Source organism: Streptomyces sp. NPDC001920 (genome assembly GCF_053594495.1).
In genome coordinates, this window is record NZ_JBSFEP010000030.1 from 22449 (window position 1) to 39081 (window position 16633).

Annotated in this window: 16 protein-coding genes; 7 read left to right on the plus strand and 9 right to left on the minus strand. The window is 72.0% G+C overall.

Annotated elements, in window-relative coordinates:
- Positions 1-38: 38 nt before the first annotated feature.
- Entirely contained in the window at positions 39-2834 is a 2796-nt protein-coding gene (locus ACWCPI_RS35870) for an AAA family ATPase (protein WP_451042148.1), read from the plus strand.
- Positions 2835-2898: 64 nt separating this feature from the next.
- Here the strand turns inward: ACWCPI_RS35870 and ACWCPI_RS35875 are convergent, their stop codons facing one another.
- From ACWCPI_RS35875 to ACWCPI_RS35885, 3 genes are all read right to left on the minus strand, one after another.
- The gene (locus ACWCPI_RS35875; RefSeq protein WP_451042149.1) at positions 2899-4491 is read right to left on the minus strand and encodes a solute symporter family protein; all 1593 of its coding nucleotides are present in this window, start codon (positions 4489-4491) and stop codon (positions 2899-2901) included.
- Entirely contained in the window at positions 4488-4901 is a 414-nt protein-coding gene (locus ACWCPI_RS35880; protein WP_451042150.1) for a DUF485 domain-containing protein, read from the minus strand. Before ACWCPI_RS35880 ends, ACWCPI_RS35875 begins: the two co-directional genes overlap by 4 nt.
- A 285-nt stretch (positions 4902-5186) precedes the next feature.
- Positions 5187-5831, minus strand: coding sequence for a TetR/AcrR family transcriptional regulator (locus ACWCPI_RS35885; RefSeq protein ID WP_451042151.1), 645 nt, complete (start codon positions 5829-5831; stop codon positions 5187-5189).
- Between the two features lie 183 nt (positions 5832-6014).
- Between ACWCPI_RS35885 and ACWCPI_RS35890 the strand changes: the two genes are divergently transcribed.
- Complete coding sequence (locus tag ACWCPI_RS35890; protein WP_451042152.1) at positions 6015-6620, plus strand: carboxymuconolactone decarboxylase family protein; 606 nt, start codon at positions 6015-6017, stop codon at positions 6618-6620.
- A 215-nt stretch (positions 6621-6835) separates the two neighbouring features.
- Entirely contained in the window at positions 6836-7417 is a 582-nt protein-coding gene (locus ACWCPI_RS35895; RefSeq protein ID WP_451042153.1) for an SDR family NAD(P)-dependent oxidoreductase, read from the plus strand.
- 111 nt (positions 7418-7528) lie between these two features.
- Here ACWCPI_RS35895 and ACWCPI_RS35900 read toward each other — a convergent pair whose 3' ends face one another.
- Positions 7529-8188 carry a TetR/AcrR family transcriptional regulator gene (locus tag ACWCPI_RS35900; protein WP_451042154.1) on the minus strand — a complete coding sequence of 220 codons (660 nt, stop codon included), beginning with the start codon at positions 8186-8188 and terminating at the stop codon, positions 7529-7531.
- Between the two features lie 159 nt (positions 8189-8347).
- On the opposite strand from ACWCPI_RS35900, the gene ACWCPI_RS35905 reads away from it, so the two are divergent.
- Complete coding sequence (locus ACWCPI_RS35905) at positions 8348-8578, plus strand: CSLREA domain-containing protein (protein WP_451042155.1); 231 nt, start codon at positions 8348-8350, stop codon at positions 8576-8578.
- A gap of 228 nt (positions 8579-8806) precedes the next feature.
- On the opposite strand, the gene ACWCPI_RS35910 is transcribed toward ACWCPI_RS35905, so the two are convergent.
- From ACWCPI_RS35910 to ACWCPI_RS35930, 5 genes are read right to left on the minus strand one after another with little or no spacing between them, the layout of a single operon-like run.
- Entirely contained in the window at positions 8807-10084 is a 1278-nt protein-coding gene (locus tag ACWCPI_RS35910) for an ABC transporter substrate-binding protein (RefSeq protein WP_451042156.1), read from the minus strand.
- A gap of 5 nt (positions 10085-10089) precedes the next feature.
- Complete coding sequence (locus tag ACWCPI_RS35915; RefSeq protein ID WP_451042157.1) at positions 10090-11223, minus strand: branched-chain amino acid ABC transporter permease; 1134 nt, start codon at positions 11221-11223, stop codon at positions 10090-10092.
- On the minus strand, positions 11220-12110 hold the full coding sequence (locus ACWCPI_RS35920; protein WP_451042158.1) for a branched-chain amino acid ABC transporter permease: 891 nt from the start codon (positions 12108-12110) through the stop codon (positions 11220-11222). Before ACWCPI_RS35920 ends, ACWCPI_RS35915 begins: the two co-directional genes overlap by 4 nt.
- The gene (locus tag ACWCPI_RS35925) at positions 12107-12913 is read right to left on the minus strand and encodes an ABC transporter ATP-binding protein (RefSeq protein ID WP_451042159.1); all 807 of its coding nucleotides are present in this window, start codon (positions 12911-12913) and stop codon (positions 12107-12109) included. The genes ACWCPI_RS35920 and ACWCPI_RS35925 overlap by 4 nt, the downstream gene beginning before the upstream one ends.
- Positions 12910-13668 (minus strand): ABC transporter ATP-binding protein, encoded by a 759-nt coding sequence (locus ACWCPI_RS35930; protein WP_451042160.1) that lies wholly within the window; start codon positions 13666-13668, stop codon positions 12910-12912. The genes ACWCPI_RS35925 and ACWCPI_RS35930 overlap by 4 nt, the downstream gene beginning before the upstream one ends.
- A 187-nt stretch (positions 13669-13855) precedes the next feature.
- Here ACWCPI_RS35930 and ACWCPI_RS35935 point away from each other — a divergent pair, with 187 nt between their 5' ends.
- The 3 genes from ACWCPI_RS35935 to ACWCPI_RS35945 all read left to right on the plus strand — a co-directional run bounded on the left by ACWCPI_RS35935 (position 13856) and on the right by ACWCPI_RS35945 (position 16529).
- Positions 13856-15151, plus strand: coding sequence for a PucR family transcriptional regulator (locus ACWCPI_RS35935; RefSeq protein WP_451042161.1), 1296 nt, complete (start codon positions 13856-13858; stop codon positions 15149-15151).
- A complete protein-coding gene (locus tag ACWCPI_RS35940) occupies positions 15148-15801 on the plus strand; it encodes a TetR/AcrR family transcriptional regulator (protein WP_451042162.1) in 654 nt (217 codons plus the stop codon). The genes ACWCPI_RS35935 and ACWCPI_RS35940 overlap by 4 nt, the downstream gene beginning before the upstream one ends.
- A gap of 221 nt (positions 15802-16022) precedes the next feature.
- On the plus strand, positions 16023-16529 hold the full coding sequence (locus ACWCPI_RS35945) for a GNAT family N-acetyltransferase (protein ID WP_451042163.1): 507 nt from the start codon (positions 16023-16025) through the stop codon (positions 16527-16529).
- The last annotated feature ends 104 nt before the right edge of the window (positions 16530-16633 follow it).

The window sequence follows — 16633 nt, forward strand, 5'->3', positions numbered from 1 at the left end:
TATTCTCGACCTGAGGCATCGAGCCGGGAGCGTGCGTCATGACGTACGGCACCGAGCAACCCCCCATCGTCGGCAGACAGGCCGAGCGCCGGCGGCTCACGGCAGCGGTGAACGCCTGCCGCGCAGGCCACGGCGGCGCCCTGCTCCTGACCGGCGACGACGGCATCGGCAAGACCGCACTGCTGCGCCACGCGTCCCGGTCGGCCGAGGGCTTCCGCACGGTCGCGGCGGGCGGGGTGCCGGCGGAGCGGAATCTGGTGTACGGAGCCGTGCAGCAGCTGGTCAGGCAGCTGGCCACCGACATCCCTCGACTGCCCTCGCGCTCCCGTGAGCTGCTTCAGCACCTGCTGCTCGGGAACGTCCCGCCGGCCGGGGAACGGTCCCTCGTCGGGATCGCCGTGCTGGCACTCCTGGCGAGGACGAGCGGCCGCGGTCCGGTGCTGGTCGTCGTGGACGACCTGCACCACGTCGACGCCGAGTCGCGGTACGCCCTCGGCTTCGTCGCCCGCAGGATCAGCGCCGAGAGGGTCCTGATGCTGGCCTCCGCGGACAGTCACGCCTGCGACGCCGGGTCGGGAGTGCCCGTACTCCCTCTGGCGGGGCTGACCGAGGAGGACTGCCTGCTCCTCATCGCCCGGGCCCGGTCCTCTCCCGTGGCGCCTGCCGTGCGCGAGCTGCTCCTCCATGAAGCCGACGGCAACCCCTTGGTTCTGCTGGAGTTGTTGCGGACGCTCTCCCCCGCGCAGCTGAGCCGATTGTCCCGGCTGCCCGATCCGCTGCCCCTCGCACCTCGCCTGGCGCGGCGCCGGCTGGCCGAGTTCCGCCGGCTGCCCGATGACTGCCGAAGACTGCTGTTGCTGCTGGCCGCGGAACCGGACCTCGACCCCCTGACCCTCCTCCGCGTCGCCCGACGGGCGGGCATCGACCCTGCGGCCCTGGCACCGGCCGAGACCGCCGGCTTGCTCACCACGTCCAGGACCGTGATCTCGTTCCGGCACGACGATCTCGGCCGGGCCATCTGCCAGGGAGCGGATCTCGCCGAACGGCACTGGGCGCACGACACGCTGGCGCGGGCGTTCGCCGACACCCACGACGGTCGTCGTTGCCGACATGAGGCGGCCCTGCTGTCGGAGGCCGACGCCGAACTGGCCGACGAGCTGGAGCGTCAGGCCGCCCGCGCACGCCGGGACGGCAGGTCGGCGCAGGCGGCGACGCTCATGGAACGCTCCGCCCAGCTGACCCGCGAGGCCGACCTGAGGGGACGCCGCCTGGTCACCGCGGCCGACCACAGCCGGTGTGCCGGACGACCGCGGCGTGCGGCACGGCTGCTGGAGCGGGCGGACACCCTGGTCGGCGGGGATCAGACGTCGTCACCACGGGGGCACATCGCCTACCTGAAAGGGCTGATCTCCCTGCAGCACACCACCGCGCCGGACGCCGTCGACTCGCTCCTGACCGCCGCCGACCTGCTGGCCGGTGACAACCCGCCGCTGGCCGTCAAGGCGCTGGTCGCAGCGGGGGAAGCGGGCCTGCACGCGGGGACCACAGACCTGTCCGTGCGGGCCGGCCGACGCGCGCTGGCCGTGATCGACGGCTCGGCGCGGGAGGAACAGCAGCCGGCGCACCGATGGGCCGTCGACGTCCTGCTGGCGGTCGCCGATTCGCTGCGCGGGCAGCCGGCGGCCGCGGTCCCCCGGTTACGCGAACGTCTCGACTCGGCGGCGCACACGGACGACCCTCAGCTGCTCGCGTGGGCGTCGCACAGTGCGCTGTTCGTCGCCGACGACGCCCGCGCCCGTGCGCTGGCCGGCCGGGCGGTGGCGCGGGCGCGGGCGGAGGGTGACACTCCGGCGGTGGTGCACGCGATGCAGTACCTCTCGTATCCGGAGTGCTGGCTGAGCGGGCCGGACACCGCGGCCCTCACCGCCACCGAGGCACTTCGACTCGCCCGCGCGACGGGTCAACTCGCCTGTGTGCGCAATCTGATGGGGATCCTGATGCTCACCGCCGGTGTCACCGGAGACGCCGCGGCGTGCGGGCGGTACGCGGACCGCGTCGTCGGCGAAGCACAGGCGCACGGCCCGGGACCCGCCTCCGCCCTCGGCCTGTGGGGCCTGGCTCACCTCGATCTCGCCTCCGGACACTGGGCCGAGGCGGCCGCCAAGCTGCGTCGGCTCGTCCGTACGCGGCTCGGACATCCCGGTGTCGCGATCGAGGCAGTGCCCAGCTATGTGGAGGCCGCCGTCCGGGCCGGGGAGCGGCAGCGGGCCGAACGCGCCGTGGCGGCCTTCGTGCCCTGGGCGGAGGCGATCGGCCGGGGATGGCCCACCGCGCTGGCGACCCGGTGCCGCGCCCTGCTGGCAACCGGCGACGCCGAGCACCATTTCCGGCGCGCGCTGCGTCTGCACCCGATCGGCGAGCGCGAACTGGAACTGGCCCGTACGAGCCTGCTCTACGGCGAGTACCTCAACCGCGAGCGCCGACGCGCCGACGCCCGCGCCCAGTTGCGGGAGGCGGCGGACGTCTTCCGCAGGCACCGGGCGCGGCTGTGGCTCGACCGGGCCCGGGCCGAGCTGCGCGCCACCGGGGACGAGTGGGACCCCGCGCAGAACGAGGCCCCCGCTCCCGAAGCCGGCCCACCGATTCTGACCCCCCGTCAGCAGCAGATCGTGCGGCTGGTGGCCCAGGGCGCGACCAACAAGGAGGTGGCAGCCCGGCTGTGCCTCAGCCCGCGCACGGTCGACTACCACCTGCGGCGCGTCTTCGAGCGCCTGGGCATCACGTCGCGTGCCGACCTGATCCGCCGTGACCGGGGACCCGGTCACGGCGGGTAGGACGGTGTGCGTACGACGGGACCGGCGGCCGGCAGCACCGCCGGCACGCGCGTGCGGCGGGTCCTCAGGAGGCGTCGCCGCCCACGAGCACACGGCGCTCGAAGGCGGCCCTGGCGGCCGGGTGGGGCCGGTCCCTGCTCAGTACGGAGCCGAGCCATCCGAGCAGCAGGGCCACGGGGATGGAGACGATGCCCGGGTTCTTCAGCGGGAACACGGCGAAGTCCCTGTCGGGGAGCAACGCCGTCGGACTGCCGGAGACGGCGGGAGACAGCGCGGCCAGAGCCACCGCGCAGATCAGGCCGCCGTAGATGCTCCACACCGCTCCGGTGGTGGTGAAGCCCCGCCAGTACAGGCCGTACAGCAGCGCCGGGAGCACGGCCGAGGCGGCGACGGCGAAGGCGAGTCCGGCGGCGAAGGAGACGTTGATGTGCGAGGCCCACAGGGCGAGGGCTGTCGCCGCGGAGCCGATCAGGATCACGGACGCGCGGGCCACCAGCACTTCCTGGGACTCGGTGGCGCGCCCCTTCCTGATGACCACGCCGTAGATGTCGTGGGCCATCGAGGTCGCCGCGGCGAGAGCCACTCCCGCCACGACGGCCAGGATCGTGGCGAACGCCACGCAGGACATCACGGTGAGCAGCACCGATCCGCCGAGGGAGTCGCTCAGAAGGAGGGTCGCCGTGTTGCCCGATGCGTTCCCGTTCGTGACCTCCGCCGGGCCGACCACGGCCGCCGCGCCGAATCCCAGCACCCCGGCCGTCACGCAGAAGACGCACGTGAGGACGGCCGTCCACTGGACGGATCTGCGGGCGGCCCGCGCGGTGGGCACAGCTCCCAGCCGCAGCAGGAGGTGCGGAAGACCCGCGGCTCCGAGCACCGCTCCCAGTTGCAGACTCAGCCCGTCCAGCCCGTCGGTGACACCGCCCTGGGTCCGTGCTCCGGGCGCCAGGAACTGCTCGCCCAGGCCGCTGCGTTCGGCCGCGGCTCCGAGCAGGTCGCTGGGGTTCCAGCCGAACCTCGCCAGCACGAGCAGCGCCAGGAACGCGCTGGCGACGATCAGGAAGGCCGCCTTGAAGCATTGGACCAGCGTCGCGCCGTGCATACCGCTGATGGCGACGTAGATGATCATCAGGACACCGAGGAACAGCATCAGGAAGTTCTGGGCGACGGTTCCGGAGATGCCGAGCAGCGGGGCGGCGAGGGCACCGGCGCCCACCAGTTGGGCCGTCAGATAGAGCAGGGAGATCACCAGTGTGGCCAGCCCCAGGGCCAGGTGGACGGGACGCGGGCGCAGATGGCGCGCGAGGACGTCGCCGACCGTGTAGCGGCCCGTGTTGTGGATCGGTTCCGCGATCAGCAGGAGGATCACCGCCCAGGCGACGATGGGCCCGAGCAGGTAGGGGATGCCGTCGAAGCCGGCCAGGGCGATCAGCCCGGGGGTGCCCAGCAGCGTCGCGGCGGAGATGAAGTCGCCGAAGAGCGCGATGCCGTTGCGCGAGGAGGACAGTCGGCGGCCGCTGACGAAGAAGCGGCGGGGCGTGTCCTTCTCGGAGGCGTCGAGCAGGGAGATGAGCACGACACCGACGACGAAGACCGCGAAGACGGCGATGACGACTCCGGCGTGGTTCCCCTGTGCGAGGACGGAGGCGGTGGTCAACGCTCCTCCCCTCGCGCCCCGAACCCCGCGCGGGCCCTGTCGACCAGCGGATCCAGGGTCGTGCTCGCATAGCGGGCGTACCACCGGCAGACGGCGAGTGTGGTGCCGCACTGCACCAGTGCCAGCCCCAGTCCGACGTTCAGATGGCCGACTATGCGTATCGCCATCATGTCCCGCGCCGCGCTCACCAGGAGGGCATTGAGCAGGTACAGCCCGAACACGGCCGCGGCGACGGGGACGATCCGGGAACGCCGCGCGGCCCGCAGCGCCGCGAGGGCGGTCACCGCCTCGGACAGGGCGGCCCCGTCCTCGGGGAACCGGTCGGCGTACACCGTCGGTCTGCTGCGGGGTGGGTGGAACCCGTGGCGCTGTTCATGGGAACCGGGAGGCGGCTCGTGGGACCCGTACACGGCATCAACTCCTCGGGAGTGGCGATGGCGTCGGGCCGTGCCGGTGCGGAAGTCACCTGACGAGCTAACCGAACGCCGTTCGGTTCGGGGAGCTTAGAGTGGACCACGGTGCAGGACAAGGCGTCGGTCACAAGGAGGCGCAGGGGCGGGCATCCGGCGAGTGCGGGTGTGGCAGCGGGCGCACGGGGGCGCGGACCGGCCGCTTCCGACGCCGGTCAGCTCTGGGTCAGCCGCGGGAGCTGGAATCGTTCACGCCGACGCGGCTCAGCCGTCGTGCCCGGGGAGTCACCCCGCGTCGCGGCCGGACGCGACGCGCTCGTGCAGGCGGCCGAGACCGTCGAGGAACATCTCCAGGGCCAGTTCGAAGCTGTCCCGGTCGATGGTGTCGGCGTGGTCGGCCAGGCGGTGGGCCTCCGCCAGGTGCGCGTACCGCTCGACGTAGACCTGTACGTCGTCGTCGAAGCCGCGGGCGAAGGAGGTCATCGCCGATCCGATGACCAGGTACTTGGTCGAGGCTCCGATCATCGTGGCGTAGCGCGCGGGCCACCCGGCCCCGACCAGACCGCCGTGCACGGCGTCGGCCCGCCGCAGGGAGGCCTCGCGGCGGGCCGGACCGTAGGCGAGGAACGGCACGATGTGGGGGTGGGCGGCGAGCGCCGCGCGGTAGGAGCGGGCCCAGGATGCCACGCCGTGCCGCCAGTCGCCGGCCTCGAATCCGGAGACGTCCACGCTCTCCATGATGGTGTTGGCGACCTCGTGGAGGACGTCGTCCTTGGTTTTGACGTGCTCGTACAGCGAGGAGACCTGGACGCCGAGTTCCCGGGCGAGCTTGCGCATCGACAGCCCGTCGAGCCCGTCGCGGTCCACGATGTCCAGCGCCGCCTCGCAGATGCCGGCCCGGCTGAGGATCGGTTTGGTCGGTCGGGCCATCGCTCCACCCCGTATCGCTTGGCGCTCCGCCCTGGTAGCGCCCTGCCTGAGACACTCACGGTACCTGGAGTCCGAGAAACCGAACATCGTTCGGGACAAACACCTTCACCGTCGGTCGGGATTTCGCTTGCTAAGCGTTCAGCCAGTCTCTTATGGTGTGCCCCTCGGACGCCGGAGGTCGCCATGTCACAGCGCCACGAAGCCCCCCAAGAGACCCGTCCACGGCTCACGCCGCTCCCGGAAGATCAGTGGGACGCTCGGACCCGGAGTCTGCTGGCCATCGCGCCCCGCGACCCCGGAGACCGGACCCCGAACATCTTCACCACACTCGTGCGCCACCCCGACCTCTACGAGCAGTTCATGCCCTTCGCGGGGCACTTGCTCCGCGACGGCCTCCTGCCGTCGCACCTGCGCGAGTTGCTGATCCTGCGTACCGCGTGGAACACCGGCTCCCGGTACGAGTGGGGACGTCACCGCCCCCTGGCCAGGGCCGCGGGCGTCACGGAGGCGGAGATCGACCGCATCACCGAAGGGCCGGCGACACCCGGCTGGACGGACCTCCAGGAGCATCTGATCCGGGCGGCGGACGAACTGAACCGCGGCGCGCGGCTGTCCGACGCCACCTGGGAGGTTCTCGCCGATCACTTCGGCGACGCCGAACTGATCGAGATCGTCATGCTGGTGGGGCAGTACCACCTGGTGGCCTTCTTCTTGAACTCCGCCGATGTGGAGCTGGACGCCGGTTTCGACGGCACGGGCTTCGCGGAGAGGGACCGCACCCATGAGTGACGGGCACCCGGAGCAGTCGGTCCCCCGCCTGGCCGGCCGCAAAGTGCTGGTGATCGGCGCGGGCACCCGCCCCGACGACGACCCGGGCGCACCCGTCGGCAACGGTCGGGCGATCGCCGTCCAAGCCGCTCGGGAGGGCGCCGACGTCGCCTGCGCCGACCTGTCCGCTCCCGCCCGCGGCCACGACCGCCGAACTGGTCGTTCAACAGGGCAGGTTGGGCACGGTCGTGGTGGGCGACGCCACGGAGGCCGAGCAGTCGGCGGCCATGGTCGCCGAGGCGGTACGCGGGCTGGGTGGACTGGATGCGCTGGTGGTCAACGTGGGGGTGGGTCTGGGCACCGGGCTGGAAGGCTCCTCTCCCGAGGACTGGGACCGGGTGCTCTCCCTGAACCTGCGCGCACCCTTCCTGGCCGCCAGGCACGCGCTCGCGTCGTTGTCCGACGGCGGCGCCATCGTCTTCATCGGGTCTGTCGCAGGGCTGCGCGCCGCCACGAACTCACCGGCGTACGACAGCTCCAAGGCCGGTCTGTTCGGGCTCACCCGCCACGTCGCCAAGGAGGGAGGGGCCCGCCGGATCCGCGCCAATCTTGTCGTACCCGGCCTGATCGACACACCCATGGGACGGCAGGCCTCGGCCGGGCGGTCCTCCCGGACAGCGTCGTTGGCCCGTATCCCCCTGGGGCGCCAGGGCACCGCTTGGGAGGTCGCGGAGGCCGTCACGTTTCTGCTCTCCGACCGCGCCTCCTACATCACGGGCCAGAGCCTGGTGGTGGACGGCGGGCTCAGTGCCGTCTGAGGCGCGGCACCCCCGTTCCCGCCGGGAACTGGCAGTAAGGGGACGGCCCGTCCACGGGCGAGCGGAAGCCAGCCGTCGCCCCGCACGGTCCGTCCACGGGCGAGCGGGAGCTCAGCCGTCGCGCCGCGTGGACGCGAGCCCGAGCACCAGCATCTCGTGGGCGGCCCGTGCGATGTCCGCCAGCCGGGTGCGGGCGGAGCCCAGTTGATACTGGAGGAGCACGCCGCGAGCGATGCTCTCCACCAGGAACGCCTGCGCGACCGTGTCCAGGTCCGGGCGGATGCTTCCGTCGGCGATCCCCCGCCGGATGTCCTCCTCGACGCCGGTCCGCACGAGACTGAGGTGCTCGGCCATCAAGTCCTTGACCCCGTCGGCGCTGCCGACCGCCTCGACGAGGAGCACCAGCAGCGCGCGTGCCCGCAGCCCCGGCCCGGGTTCGGCCAGGAGGGCGAAGAACTTGTCGAGCTTGGCAAGTACCGCTTCCAGCCCGCTCATCCGCGGGTAGCCGGGCAGCGCCCGGACCACGTCGACGAACGCCTCGCGGATGTCGGCCACCACGGCTTCGACCAGTCCCGCTTTCGACGTGAAGTGGTAGTTGACCATGCCTCGGCTGACTCCGGCACGGTCGCCGACCTTCTTCACCGTCAACCCGAGGTAGCCCTCCTCCGCCAGGATCTCCACCGCCGCGTTCAACAGCCCGCGGCGGGAGGCTTCTCGCTGTTCGTCACGCTTGGTCGCGGGGCGGGGGGCCGCCTTGTTCGGTTCGCTCATCGGACGAGCAGTATGCCACTGACGGCCCGCTCCCCCGCCCGTGACGGCCGCCCCGGCGCGACGTACCGCCCCCTGCGGCAGCGCCGTCCCCATTCGGCCATCGCCGCCCCCGTCGTGGACACGGCAGGGTCTGAATGGAACGCTCCCTCCGCTCCCCCGGTGGCCGGGCCCGCCGAGTTCACCGTGGACACCACGGCCGACGCGGTCGACGCCGACCCGTCGGACGGCCGGTGCCTCACCGCCGCGGGCTCGTGCAGCCTGCGGGCCGCGGTGATGGCCGCCAACGCCCTGCCGGGCAGCTCGATCACCCTGCCCCCGGGCCACCACCGGCGTGGCCGCAGCCCCGTATATCGCGAGGTGCGCTGCCGATCGGCAGCTCGGCAAGCTTGAGGATCGCGTTGAGCTCCCGCTCGCTCGAAAAGGGGTAGGGCTTGTGCGCCGGCAGGTGCGTGGCTTCTGAGTGTTCTGAAGGCCCCGACCAGACGCCTCCCCAGGGCAGTCAACTTCACTGGATCCGCCTGGAGGAGGCGCCGCGAGACGGTGCCCGAGAGCTCACTGCGGCCGAGGGCGGGCGGTCCCCGAACGCCGGGGCGTCGATCGGGGACCGCCCCTGCCGGCTCAGTGCCCCGGCGCCCCGAACTCCTTGCGGGTGTCCACCGGCTCACCGAACAGCTGCCACCGCTCGCCCTTGAACCGCATCAGCTGCATCGTCTCGATCGGGAAGCCGTCGTCGGGCCCGGTGGCCAGGGTGACACCGGGCAGCAGCATGCCCACCTTCACGTCCTTCAGGTCGCGCACCGCGTCCCGCAGCCCCTCCCTGGTCGGGCACTTCATGGTGTCCAGGGCCTTGTGCAGGCTGGAGGCGACGGCCCAGCCGTAGGCGTTGAACTGGTTGGTCGGGTCGGAGTCGGGCGCGTACTTGTCCAGCGCCTCGTTGTACGTCTTCATCTCCGGGTCGTCGGCCCACTGGGGGTCCGCCGGGTCCTTGAAGTACGTCGCCGAGACCACGCCCTGCACGTTCTTGAAACCGACGGGCTTGAGCACGGCGGCGGACGAGGACACGGCGTTGACGATGTGCAGCGGGTTCCACTTGGTGTTCTTGGCGTCGGCGGCGAGGGCCTGGCTGCCGAACTTTGGTGTGGTGATGTTGAGCAGGACGTCCGCCTCGGAGCGGGCGAGGCTGGTCATCTGCGCCGACACCGACGGGTCGGTGACCTCGTAGCTCTCCTCGGCGACCACCTTGATGCCACTGCCGGCGACGGCCTCCTTGAACCCGCCGAGCAGGTCCTTGCCGAAGTCGTCGTTCTGGAAGAGGACCGCGACCTCGGCCTTGGGCTTCTCGTCCTTGAGGTACTTGGCGTACACCCGTGCCTCGGAGACGTAGTTGGGCTGCCAGCCGATGGTCCAGGGGTGCTTGTCGTCCGTGCCCCATATGGAGGCGCCCGTGGCCACGAAGGGCTGCGGCACCTTCTGCTTGTCGAGGTAGTCCCACACGGCCGCGGTGGACGGGGTGCCCAGACTCTGGAACACGGCGAACACCTTCTCCCGCTCGACGAGTCTGCGGGCCTCCTCGACCGCCTTGGGCGGCTGGTAGCCGTCGTCGCGGACGACGAACTCCACCTTGCGGCCGTCTATGCCGCCCTTGTCGTTGACGTGCTTGAAGTAGGTGTCGACGCCCTTGCTGATGGTGCCGTACGCGGAGGCCGGCCCCGACAGCGGGTAAATTCCGCCCAGTTTGATGGTCGTGTCGGTGATGCCGGTGGTCTGCTGACCCTTGCACGCGCCGTCGGCGGCGGTGCCTTGTTCGTCGTTGCCACGCTGGCTGCTGCATGCGCCGGCGAGGAGCAGAGCGGCGGACGCGGCCGCGGCCGTCCGCAGAGCGGTCGTCTTGGGCATGTGAGTCATTCCTTTTCCGTGCGGGGCGGTGCGCCCACGGGTTCGGCGTCGGTCGGTGCGGGATCCGCGGGAGCGGACGGCACGGAGGACGAGGACGTCGGCTTGATGTCGGGCGTGGGCTGGGGCCGGGAGCGGTCGGACAGGGTCGTGGTGCGTGTCAGCCGACGGGCGACGGCGCCCCGGGCCCGGCCCACCAGACCGGCCAGTCCCGTCGGGGCGACGAACATCACCACGATGATCAGCAGGCCGAAGACCACCCCGGGCGCGGCGTCGCTGATGTCCTGGGCCACGCTCGGCACGTACATCACGAACGCCGCCCCGAGCAGCGGTCCGTACAGCGAGGCGAGCCCGCCGACGACCAGGCCGGCCAGCAGCGTGATGGACAGGACGAAGCTGAACGAGTCGGGTGAGACGTAGCCGATCACCCAGGTGTACACACACCCGGAGACGCCGGCGAACATGGCGCTCCACGCGAAGGCGAGGGTCTTGTGCAGCGACAGCCGTACGCCCATGACCTCCGCGGCGCTCTCGTTGTCCCGTACGGCGAGCAGGGCGCGACCGACGCGGGAGCGCAGCAGGTTGCGGGCGAGCAGCAGGGTCACCGCGGTGACGGCGAGGACGACGAGGTACATCCACTGGTCCTCGGCGAGACCGCTCCACGCGGGCGGCTGGAGCTTGTCCACGGTCAGGCCCATCGAGCCGCCCGTCACCACCTCCAGCCGTTTGAGCAGGGGTGGCAGGAAGACGGCGAACGACAGGGTGACCAGGGCCAGGTACAGCCCCCGCAACCGCAGGGCGGGCACCCCGAAACCGAGGCCCAGCAGGAAGCAGACGAGGGCGGCGACCGGCAGCGTGGCCAGGTGGCCGGTGTCGTACCGGTCGAGCATGACCGCCGCCGTATAGGCCCCTGCCGCGAAGAACGCACCGTGGCCGAGCGAGATCTGCCCGCCGAATCCGACCAGCAGATTCAGTCCCGCCAGGGCCACCGCGTACAGCAGCACCATGGTCAGCTGGAAGACCTGGAAGGGCGCGAAGTAGAAGGGTGTGCCCAGGGCGAGCCCCGCCGCGAGGAGCCCGATGAGGGCGACCCGCAGGCGTCGGGAGCGGTCCGTCGCGGGTGTGGTGGGAAGGGTGCTCATGCGCGCTCCACCGCCGCCCGTCCGAACAGGCCCTGCGGCCGCACCAGCAGGACCGCCAGGATGATCAACAGGGGTACGCCCACCTTCAGATCGGCGCCGATGACGTCCACGTACGCCCCGGCCAGTGTTTCGGCGACGCCCACGAGCAGGCCGCCGACGACCGCGCCGACGGGGCTGTCGAAGCCTCCGAGGGTGGCCGCGGCGAACGCGTAGATCAGGACCCCGCCCATCATGTTGGGCTCCAGGAACAGCAGCGGCGCGACGAGGACGCCCGACACCGCGCCGACCGTCGCGGCCAGTCCCCAGCCGAGCATCAGCACCCTGCCGACGCGGATGCCCGACAGCCGGGCGGAGGCGGGGTTGCAGGCGACGGCCCGCATCACCAGGCCGACCGAGGTGTGCTGGAACAGCAGGTACAGCAGGGCCATGACCGCGGCCACCACCGCGATGATCCCGAGGGTCGACCAGTCCACGCGCACCCCGGCCAGGTCGATGCCTCCGTCGGGGAAGGGCTGCGGGAAGTCCTTCACGGTGAAGGACCAGATCAGACCGGCCATGGCGTTGACGAAGATGAACAGGCCGACGGTGACGATGACCACGGTCAGTTCGGGCGCGCCCTGCACGGGACGGATGACGACCCGTTCGATCAGCATGCCGCCGGCGAAGGACACCGCGAGGGTGACGGGCAGCGCGAGCCAGAACGACATTCCGGAGGCCACGAGCTGCCAGGCCACGTAGGTGGAGATCATGGCGAGCTCGCCCTGCGCGAAGTTGACGATGCCCGTGAACCGGTGGATCAGGACCAGGGCCAGCGCGAGGCTCGCGTACACCGCGCCGGAGCCGATGCCTTCCACCACTTGCTGGAGCAGTTCGATCACGGTGCTCACCCGCCCGTTCCGGTACGGACGGAGACACCGAGGTACACCTCGGCGACCTGCCCGTCCTCGCGGATCCGGTCGGCGGGCCCGGACAGGACCAGACGACCGGCCTCCAGTACATGGGCCCTGTGCGCGATGTCCAGGGCGAGCTGGGCGTTCTGCTCGACGACGACCACGGTGGTGCGTTCCTCCTCGTTGACGGCACGGACGATGTCGAACAGCTCGCGAGTGACGAGCGGTGCGAGGCCCAGCGACGGCTCGTCCAGAAGCAGCAGCGAGGGCCGCAGCATCAGGGCCCGGCCGATGGCGAGCATCTGCTGCTCGCCGCCGCTGAGGCTGCCCGCGGCCTGCCGGGACCGCTGGCGCAGCTTGGGGAAGTAGCCGTAGATCCGCTCCAGGTCGGCCGCCACGGCGCTCCGCTCGGCACGGCCGCGCCTGAAGTGGCCGGTGCGCAGGTGGGCACCGATGCGCAGGTTCTCCTCGACGGTGAGCTCGTTGAAGGTGCCCCGGCCCTCGGGCACGTGGGCCACTCCGAGTCGGGCGGCCTGCTCGGGTGAGCGGCCGAGCAGCTCGGTACCGTCCAAGGTCACCGAGCCGCGGCCGCGGAGCATGCCGCACAGGGCCCGCAGGGTCGTCGTCTTGCCCGCGCCGTTGGGCCCGAGGATCGCGCACACCTCGCCCCGTGCGACGCCGAAGTCGAGACCTTGCAGCACCCGGGCCTGGCCGTATCCGGCGTGCAGGCCGGACACCTTCAGGAAGTCCTGCTCCTCGCCCGCCCCGGCCTCGGCGCTCGCGGTGGTGGGCTCGCTCATGCGGGCACCCCCAGATAGGCCTCGATGACGGCCGGGTCGCGCTGGATCTCCTCCGGGGGGCCCTCGGCGATCTTGCGCCCGAAGTCGAGGCACACCACCTTGTCGCACAGGCCCATCACGAACCCCATGTGGTGTTCGACCACCACCAGGGTCAGGTCGTGGTCCTGGGACACCGCCCGGACCAGATCCGCGAATTGGTCGACCTCGCCGTGGCTGAGGCCGTTGACGGGTTCGTCGAGCAGCAGCAGCCGGGGCCGCACCGCGAGCGCCCGGGCGAGCTCGACCCGTTTGAGCGTGCCGAAGGGCAGCCCGGACGCGGGGTGGTCGGCGACATCGGCCAGGTCGAGCCGCTGGAGCAAGTCATCGGCCTGGTCACGCAGTTCAGCCTCCTCCCGCCGGACGCGGGGCAGCCGGAGCGCCGCGGCGACGTGTCCCGTACGCCCCCGGCTGTGGGCGCCGACCATGACGTTGTCCCGGACCGTCAGCCGGGGGAACAGCCCCAGGTTCTGGAAGGTGCGGGCGATGCCGCGCCCGGCGACGGCGTGCGGCGGCAGGGCGAGCAGATCCTCACCCTCGAACCGCACCGTCCCCGCGTCCGGAGTGCAGCGCCTGGTCAGGCAGTTGAACAAGGTGGTCTTGCCGGCTCCGTTCGGACCGATGAGGCCCACGGCGGTGCCCGGCTCGACGGTGAAAGCGACACCGTCCAGCGCCGTGATCCCGCCGAAGCGCACGGTGATACCGTCGACCGCGAGCATGAGTGACGCCCTTTCCGAGGTCCTGGGGGGTGGGCGAGCGTCACAGTAGGTGGGGGCCTTCACCCCACACATTGGGTGCGAGCACCCAACTTCGCCGGCCCCGGCTTGTGCGCCGCGCCCAAAGCCCCGCGAACACCCCCCGCCGAGCCTGTTGACGGGACACGACAGGACGGCGACGATCTGCGCCATGCCACGCGGCCCCGCCTTGGGCGCTCCCGCACTGTCCGCACCGCTCCACCGGGAGCGCAGGCGGATCCTGCGCGACGTCCACGACCGGATCGAGGAGGTCGCCGAGACCGCCGTGGCGGTGATGCGCACGGAGATCCCGTCGTACGCGCTGCAGGACGAGCAGTTCTTCGACGACGTACGCGACCAGGTGCTCACCCACTACCGGATGCAGCTGGCCGCGCTGGCCGGCGACCGGGACTTCGCCCCCGAGGACCTGGTCTTCAGCCGCGCGGCGGCCATGCGCAGGGCACGCGCGGGCTTCGCACTGGAGGACTGGATCAGCGCCTTCCGGGTGGGCCGGCAGGTGCTGTGGGACGCGCTGCTGAACTGCGCGGGGACGTCCGCCGAGGCACAGCAGGCCGCCCTGTCCCTCGTCACACCGCTGATGCGGTACGTCGACTACGCCAGCACGCACGCCGCGCAGGCCTATGTCGAGTACCAGCAGCACGTCGTGGCGGACGCGGACCGGGAGCGCCGGGACCTCCTCGACCAGCTGCTCGCCGGTGCCGCTCCGGCACGTGGTCCGCTGCTCGCCGCGGCACAGGCGTACGGCATCGGTCCGCACTCGGCGATGATGGCGGTCGTGGCGGTGTGCGTCGGCGACACCCGTACCGGCGACCTGACCCTGGCCGAGCACGGGTATGCCGCGAGCGCGTCCATCAGTGTCGCCGGGCCCTGGGCCGGCCGCACCCTGGTGGTCGTCCGCCACGGGGAGGTGGTGGCCGTGCCGGTGGTCCGTGTCGGCATGGAGGCGGAGGACATCTGCGCCCACTTCGAGGCCGTGCAGAAACGGCTCGCACGGGAAGGGACCATTCTCTCCATGGGCATCAGCACCGTCGCCCGGGGTGCCGGCGAGCTGCCCCGCGCGTACCAGGAGGCGCGGGCCGCTCTGGACCTGGTGCCGCACGGGGGCGGTGTCGCGGCGCTGCCTCGGCTGTCCCCGTTCGACTACCTGGCGCTGCGCGCCGACGACCTCGCCCGCCAGCTGGTCGACCCCCGGGTGCGTGCGCTGCTGGAGGAGGACCGCGGGCGCGGCGACACCTGGGTTGCCACCATCCGGGCCTTCGCGGAGGCGGACCTCAACCTGCGGCTGGCCGCCGACCGGCTGCGGATACACCACAACACGGCGCAGTACCGCCTGCGCCGGATCGAGGAACGCACCGGACTCAATCCGCGCCGGATCGCCGACCTCGTGGAACTACTGGTCGCCCTCGCCATCCGCGACGGCGCCGCGGAAAGTGGGGAGCGCCCGTGAGCGGCAGCACCGAGACCGCCGGAACCGGGACGGCGTCACGGCCACCGCAGGACCAGGCCGGGCCGCACGGCTCGGTCCGCCACACCCTGCTGGAGACCGCGCTGGAGGTGTTCACGGAACGCGGCTACGCCGAGGCCGTGCTCACCGAGATCGTGGTGCGCTCCGGCCTCCCGATGGGCAGCCTCTTCCAGCACTACGGCGGGAAGCAGGGGCTCTACCTCGCTCTGTGGGAGGAGTTCCGGGAGGAGCAGGAGCGTCGGACCGCGGCCACCCTGGCAGCCGCCCGCGAGTGTGGCGTGGACGACCCGGTCGCCCTCTTCGTGGCGGGCGCGAGGGCGTACCTGGAGGGGGCCTGGGCGAACCGGCGGCTCGCCGGGCTCTTCGCCGAGGACGACGGTCCAGCGGGCTTCGACGTCCTGCGCCGCCAGTGGGACCGAGCCTGGGTGCGGCGCAACGCCCGGCTCCTCGAAGTCGACGAGAAGCGCCGCGCCGGCCGGGTCCGGGTGCGGGTGCTGACCACCGTCATCGGCGGGGCGGCACGTGAACTGGGCGACTGCGCGGACGAGGGAGAGGCCCGGGAGATCGTGGACGAGGTGTGCGGCATCCTCACCCATCTGTCGACCGCGTCGGGCGGCGGCTCGGCGGGGTGACGCGGCGTTGTGGCTGTGTATGCTCGTGGCTGTTCGTGTCGACGGAGTTCACAGAACCGGGAGGTGGGGTTGATGACCGCGCTCAAGGCCACCGTGCGCAGTGCCCGGGTCTCCCTCACGTCCCGGGCCGTGGCCTGACCACGTCCCGTCCGCCCCGGCTGAGAGCGTGAGCTCGCCGGGCGACCACACGAACACCTCTCCGGAACGGATCTCCATCCATCATGCGCAACTGGATCACGCGCGCTGAGACCAGCGCCGACATCCCCGTGGTCCGTGACATCCTCCTGGCCGCGTTCGAGACACCTGTGGAGGCCGACCTCGTCGACGCGCTGCGCGCCGACTCCTCGTGGATCGAGGGCCTGTCCGTGCTGGCCACGGACGACACCGGCCACCCCGTCGGTCACGCGCTGCTGACCCGCTGCCACATCGGCGACACCCCGGCCCTGTGCCTGGCCCCGTGCGCCGTCCGGCCCGAGCGGCAGAACGGCGGCGCGGGCTCGGCTGCCGTCCGAGCCGCCCTCACCGCGGCCAAGGACATGGGCGAGCACCACGTCGTCGTCCTGGGGCACCCGGCGTACTACCCGCGGTTCGGCTTCACCCGCGCCCGCGCCCACGGCATCGGTGTGACCATAGACGTACCCGATGAGGCGCTGATGGCCCTCAGCCTGGACGCCGACCACCCGCTGCCCGCCGGAACCGTCCGGTACGCCGCCCCGTTCGGGATCTGACCCGCCGCGGTGGGGGGGGCGGGGGGGCGCCCCCCCCCCCCCCCCGCCGTCGGCGGCCCCCCGCCGGGCCCCGCGGCGCGGGCAACACCCCGCCCCCCGGGCCG

Excerpts from the sequence above, each read along its gene's own strand:
- ACWCPI_RS35870 (WP_451042148.1), top strand. The coding sequence starts at position 39 with ATGACGTACGGCACCGAGCAACCCCCCATCGTCGGCAGACAGGCCGAG.
- ACWCPI_RS35885 (WP_451042151.1), bottom strand. The coding sequence starts at position 5,831 with ATGGCCCGACCGACCAAACCGATCCTCAGCCGGGCCGGCATCTGCGAG.
- ACWCPI_RS35890 (WP_451042152.1), top strand. The coding sequence starts at position 6,015 with ATGTCACAGCGCCACGAAGCCCCCCAAGAGACCCGTCCACGGCTCACG.
- ACWCPI_RS35900 (WP_451042154.1), bottom strand. The coding sequence starts at position 8,188 with ATGAGCGAACCGAACAAGGCGGCCCCCCGCCCCGCGACCAAGCGTGAC.
- ACWCPI_RS35910 (WP_451042156.1), bottom strand. The coding sequence starts at position 10,084 with ATGCCCAAGACGACCGCTCTGCGGACGGCCGCGGCCGCGTCCGCCGCT.
- ACWCPI_RS35915 (WP_451042157.1), bottom strand. The coding sequence starts at position 11,223 with ATGAGCACCCTTCCCACCACACCCGCGACGGACCGCTCCCGACGCCTG.
- ACWCPI_RS35925 (WP_451042159.1), bottom strand. The coding sequence starts at position 12,913 with ATGAGCGAGCCCACCACCGCGAGCGCCGAGGCCGGGGCGGGCGAGGAG.
- ACWCPI_RS35930 (WP_451042160.1), bottom strand. The coding sequence starts at position 13,668 with ATGCTCGCGGTCGACGGTATCACCGTGCGCTTCGGCGGGATCACGGCG.
- ACWCPI_RS35935 (WP_451042161.1), top strand. The coding sequence starts at position 13,856 with ATGCCACGCGGCCCCGCCTTGGGCGCTCCCGCACTGTCCGCACCGCTC.
- ACWCPI_RS35945 (WP_451042163.1), top strand. The coding sequence starts at position 16,023 with ATGCGCAACTGGATCACGCGCGCTGAGACCAGCGCCGACATCCCCGTG.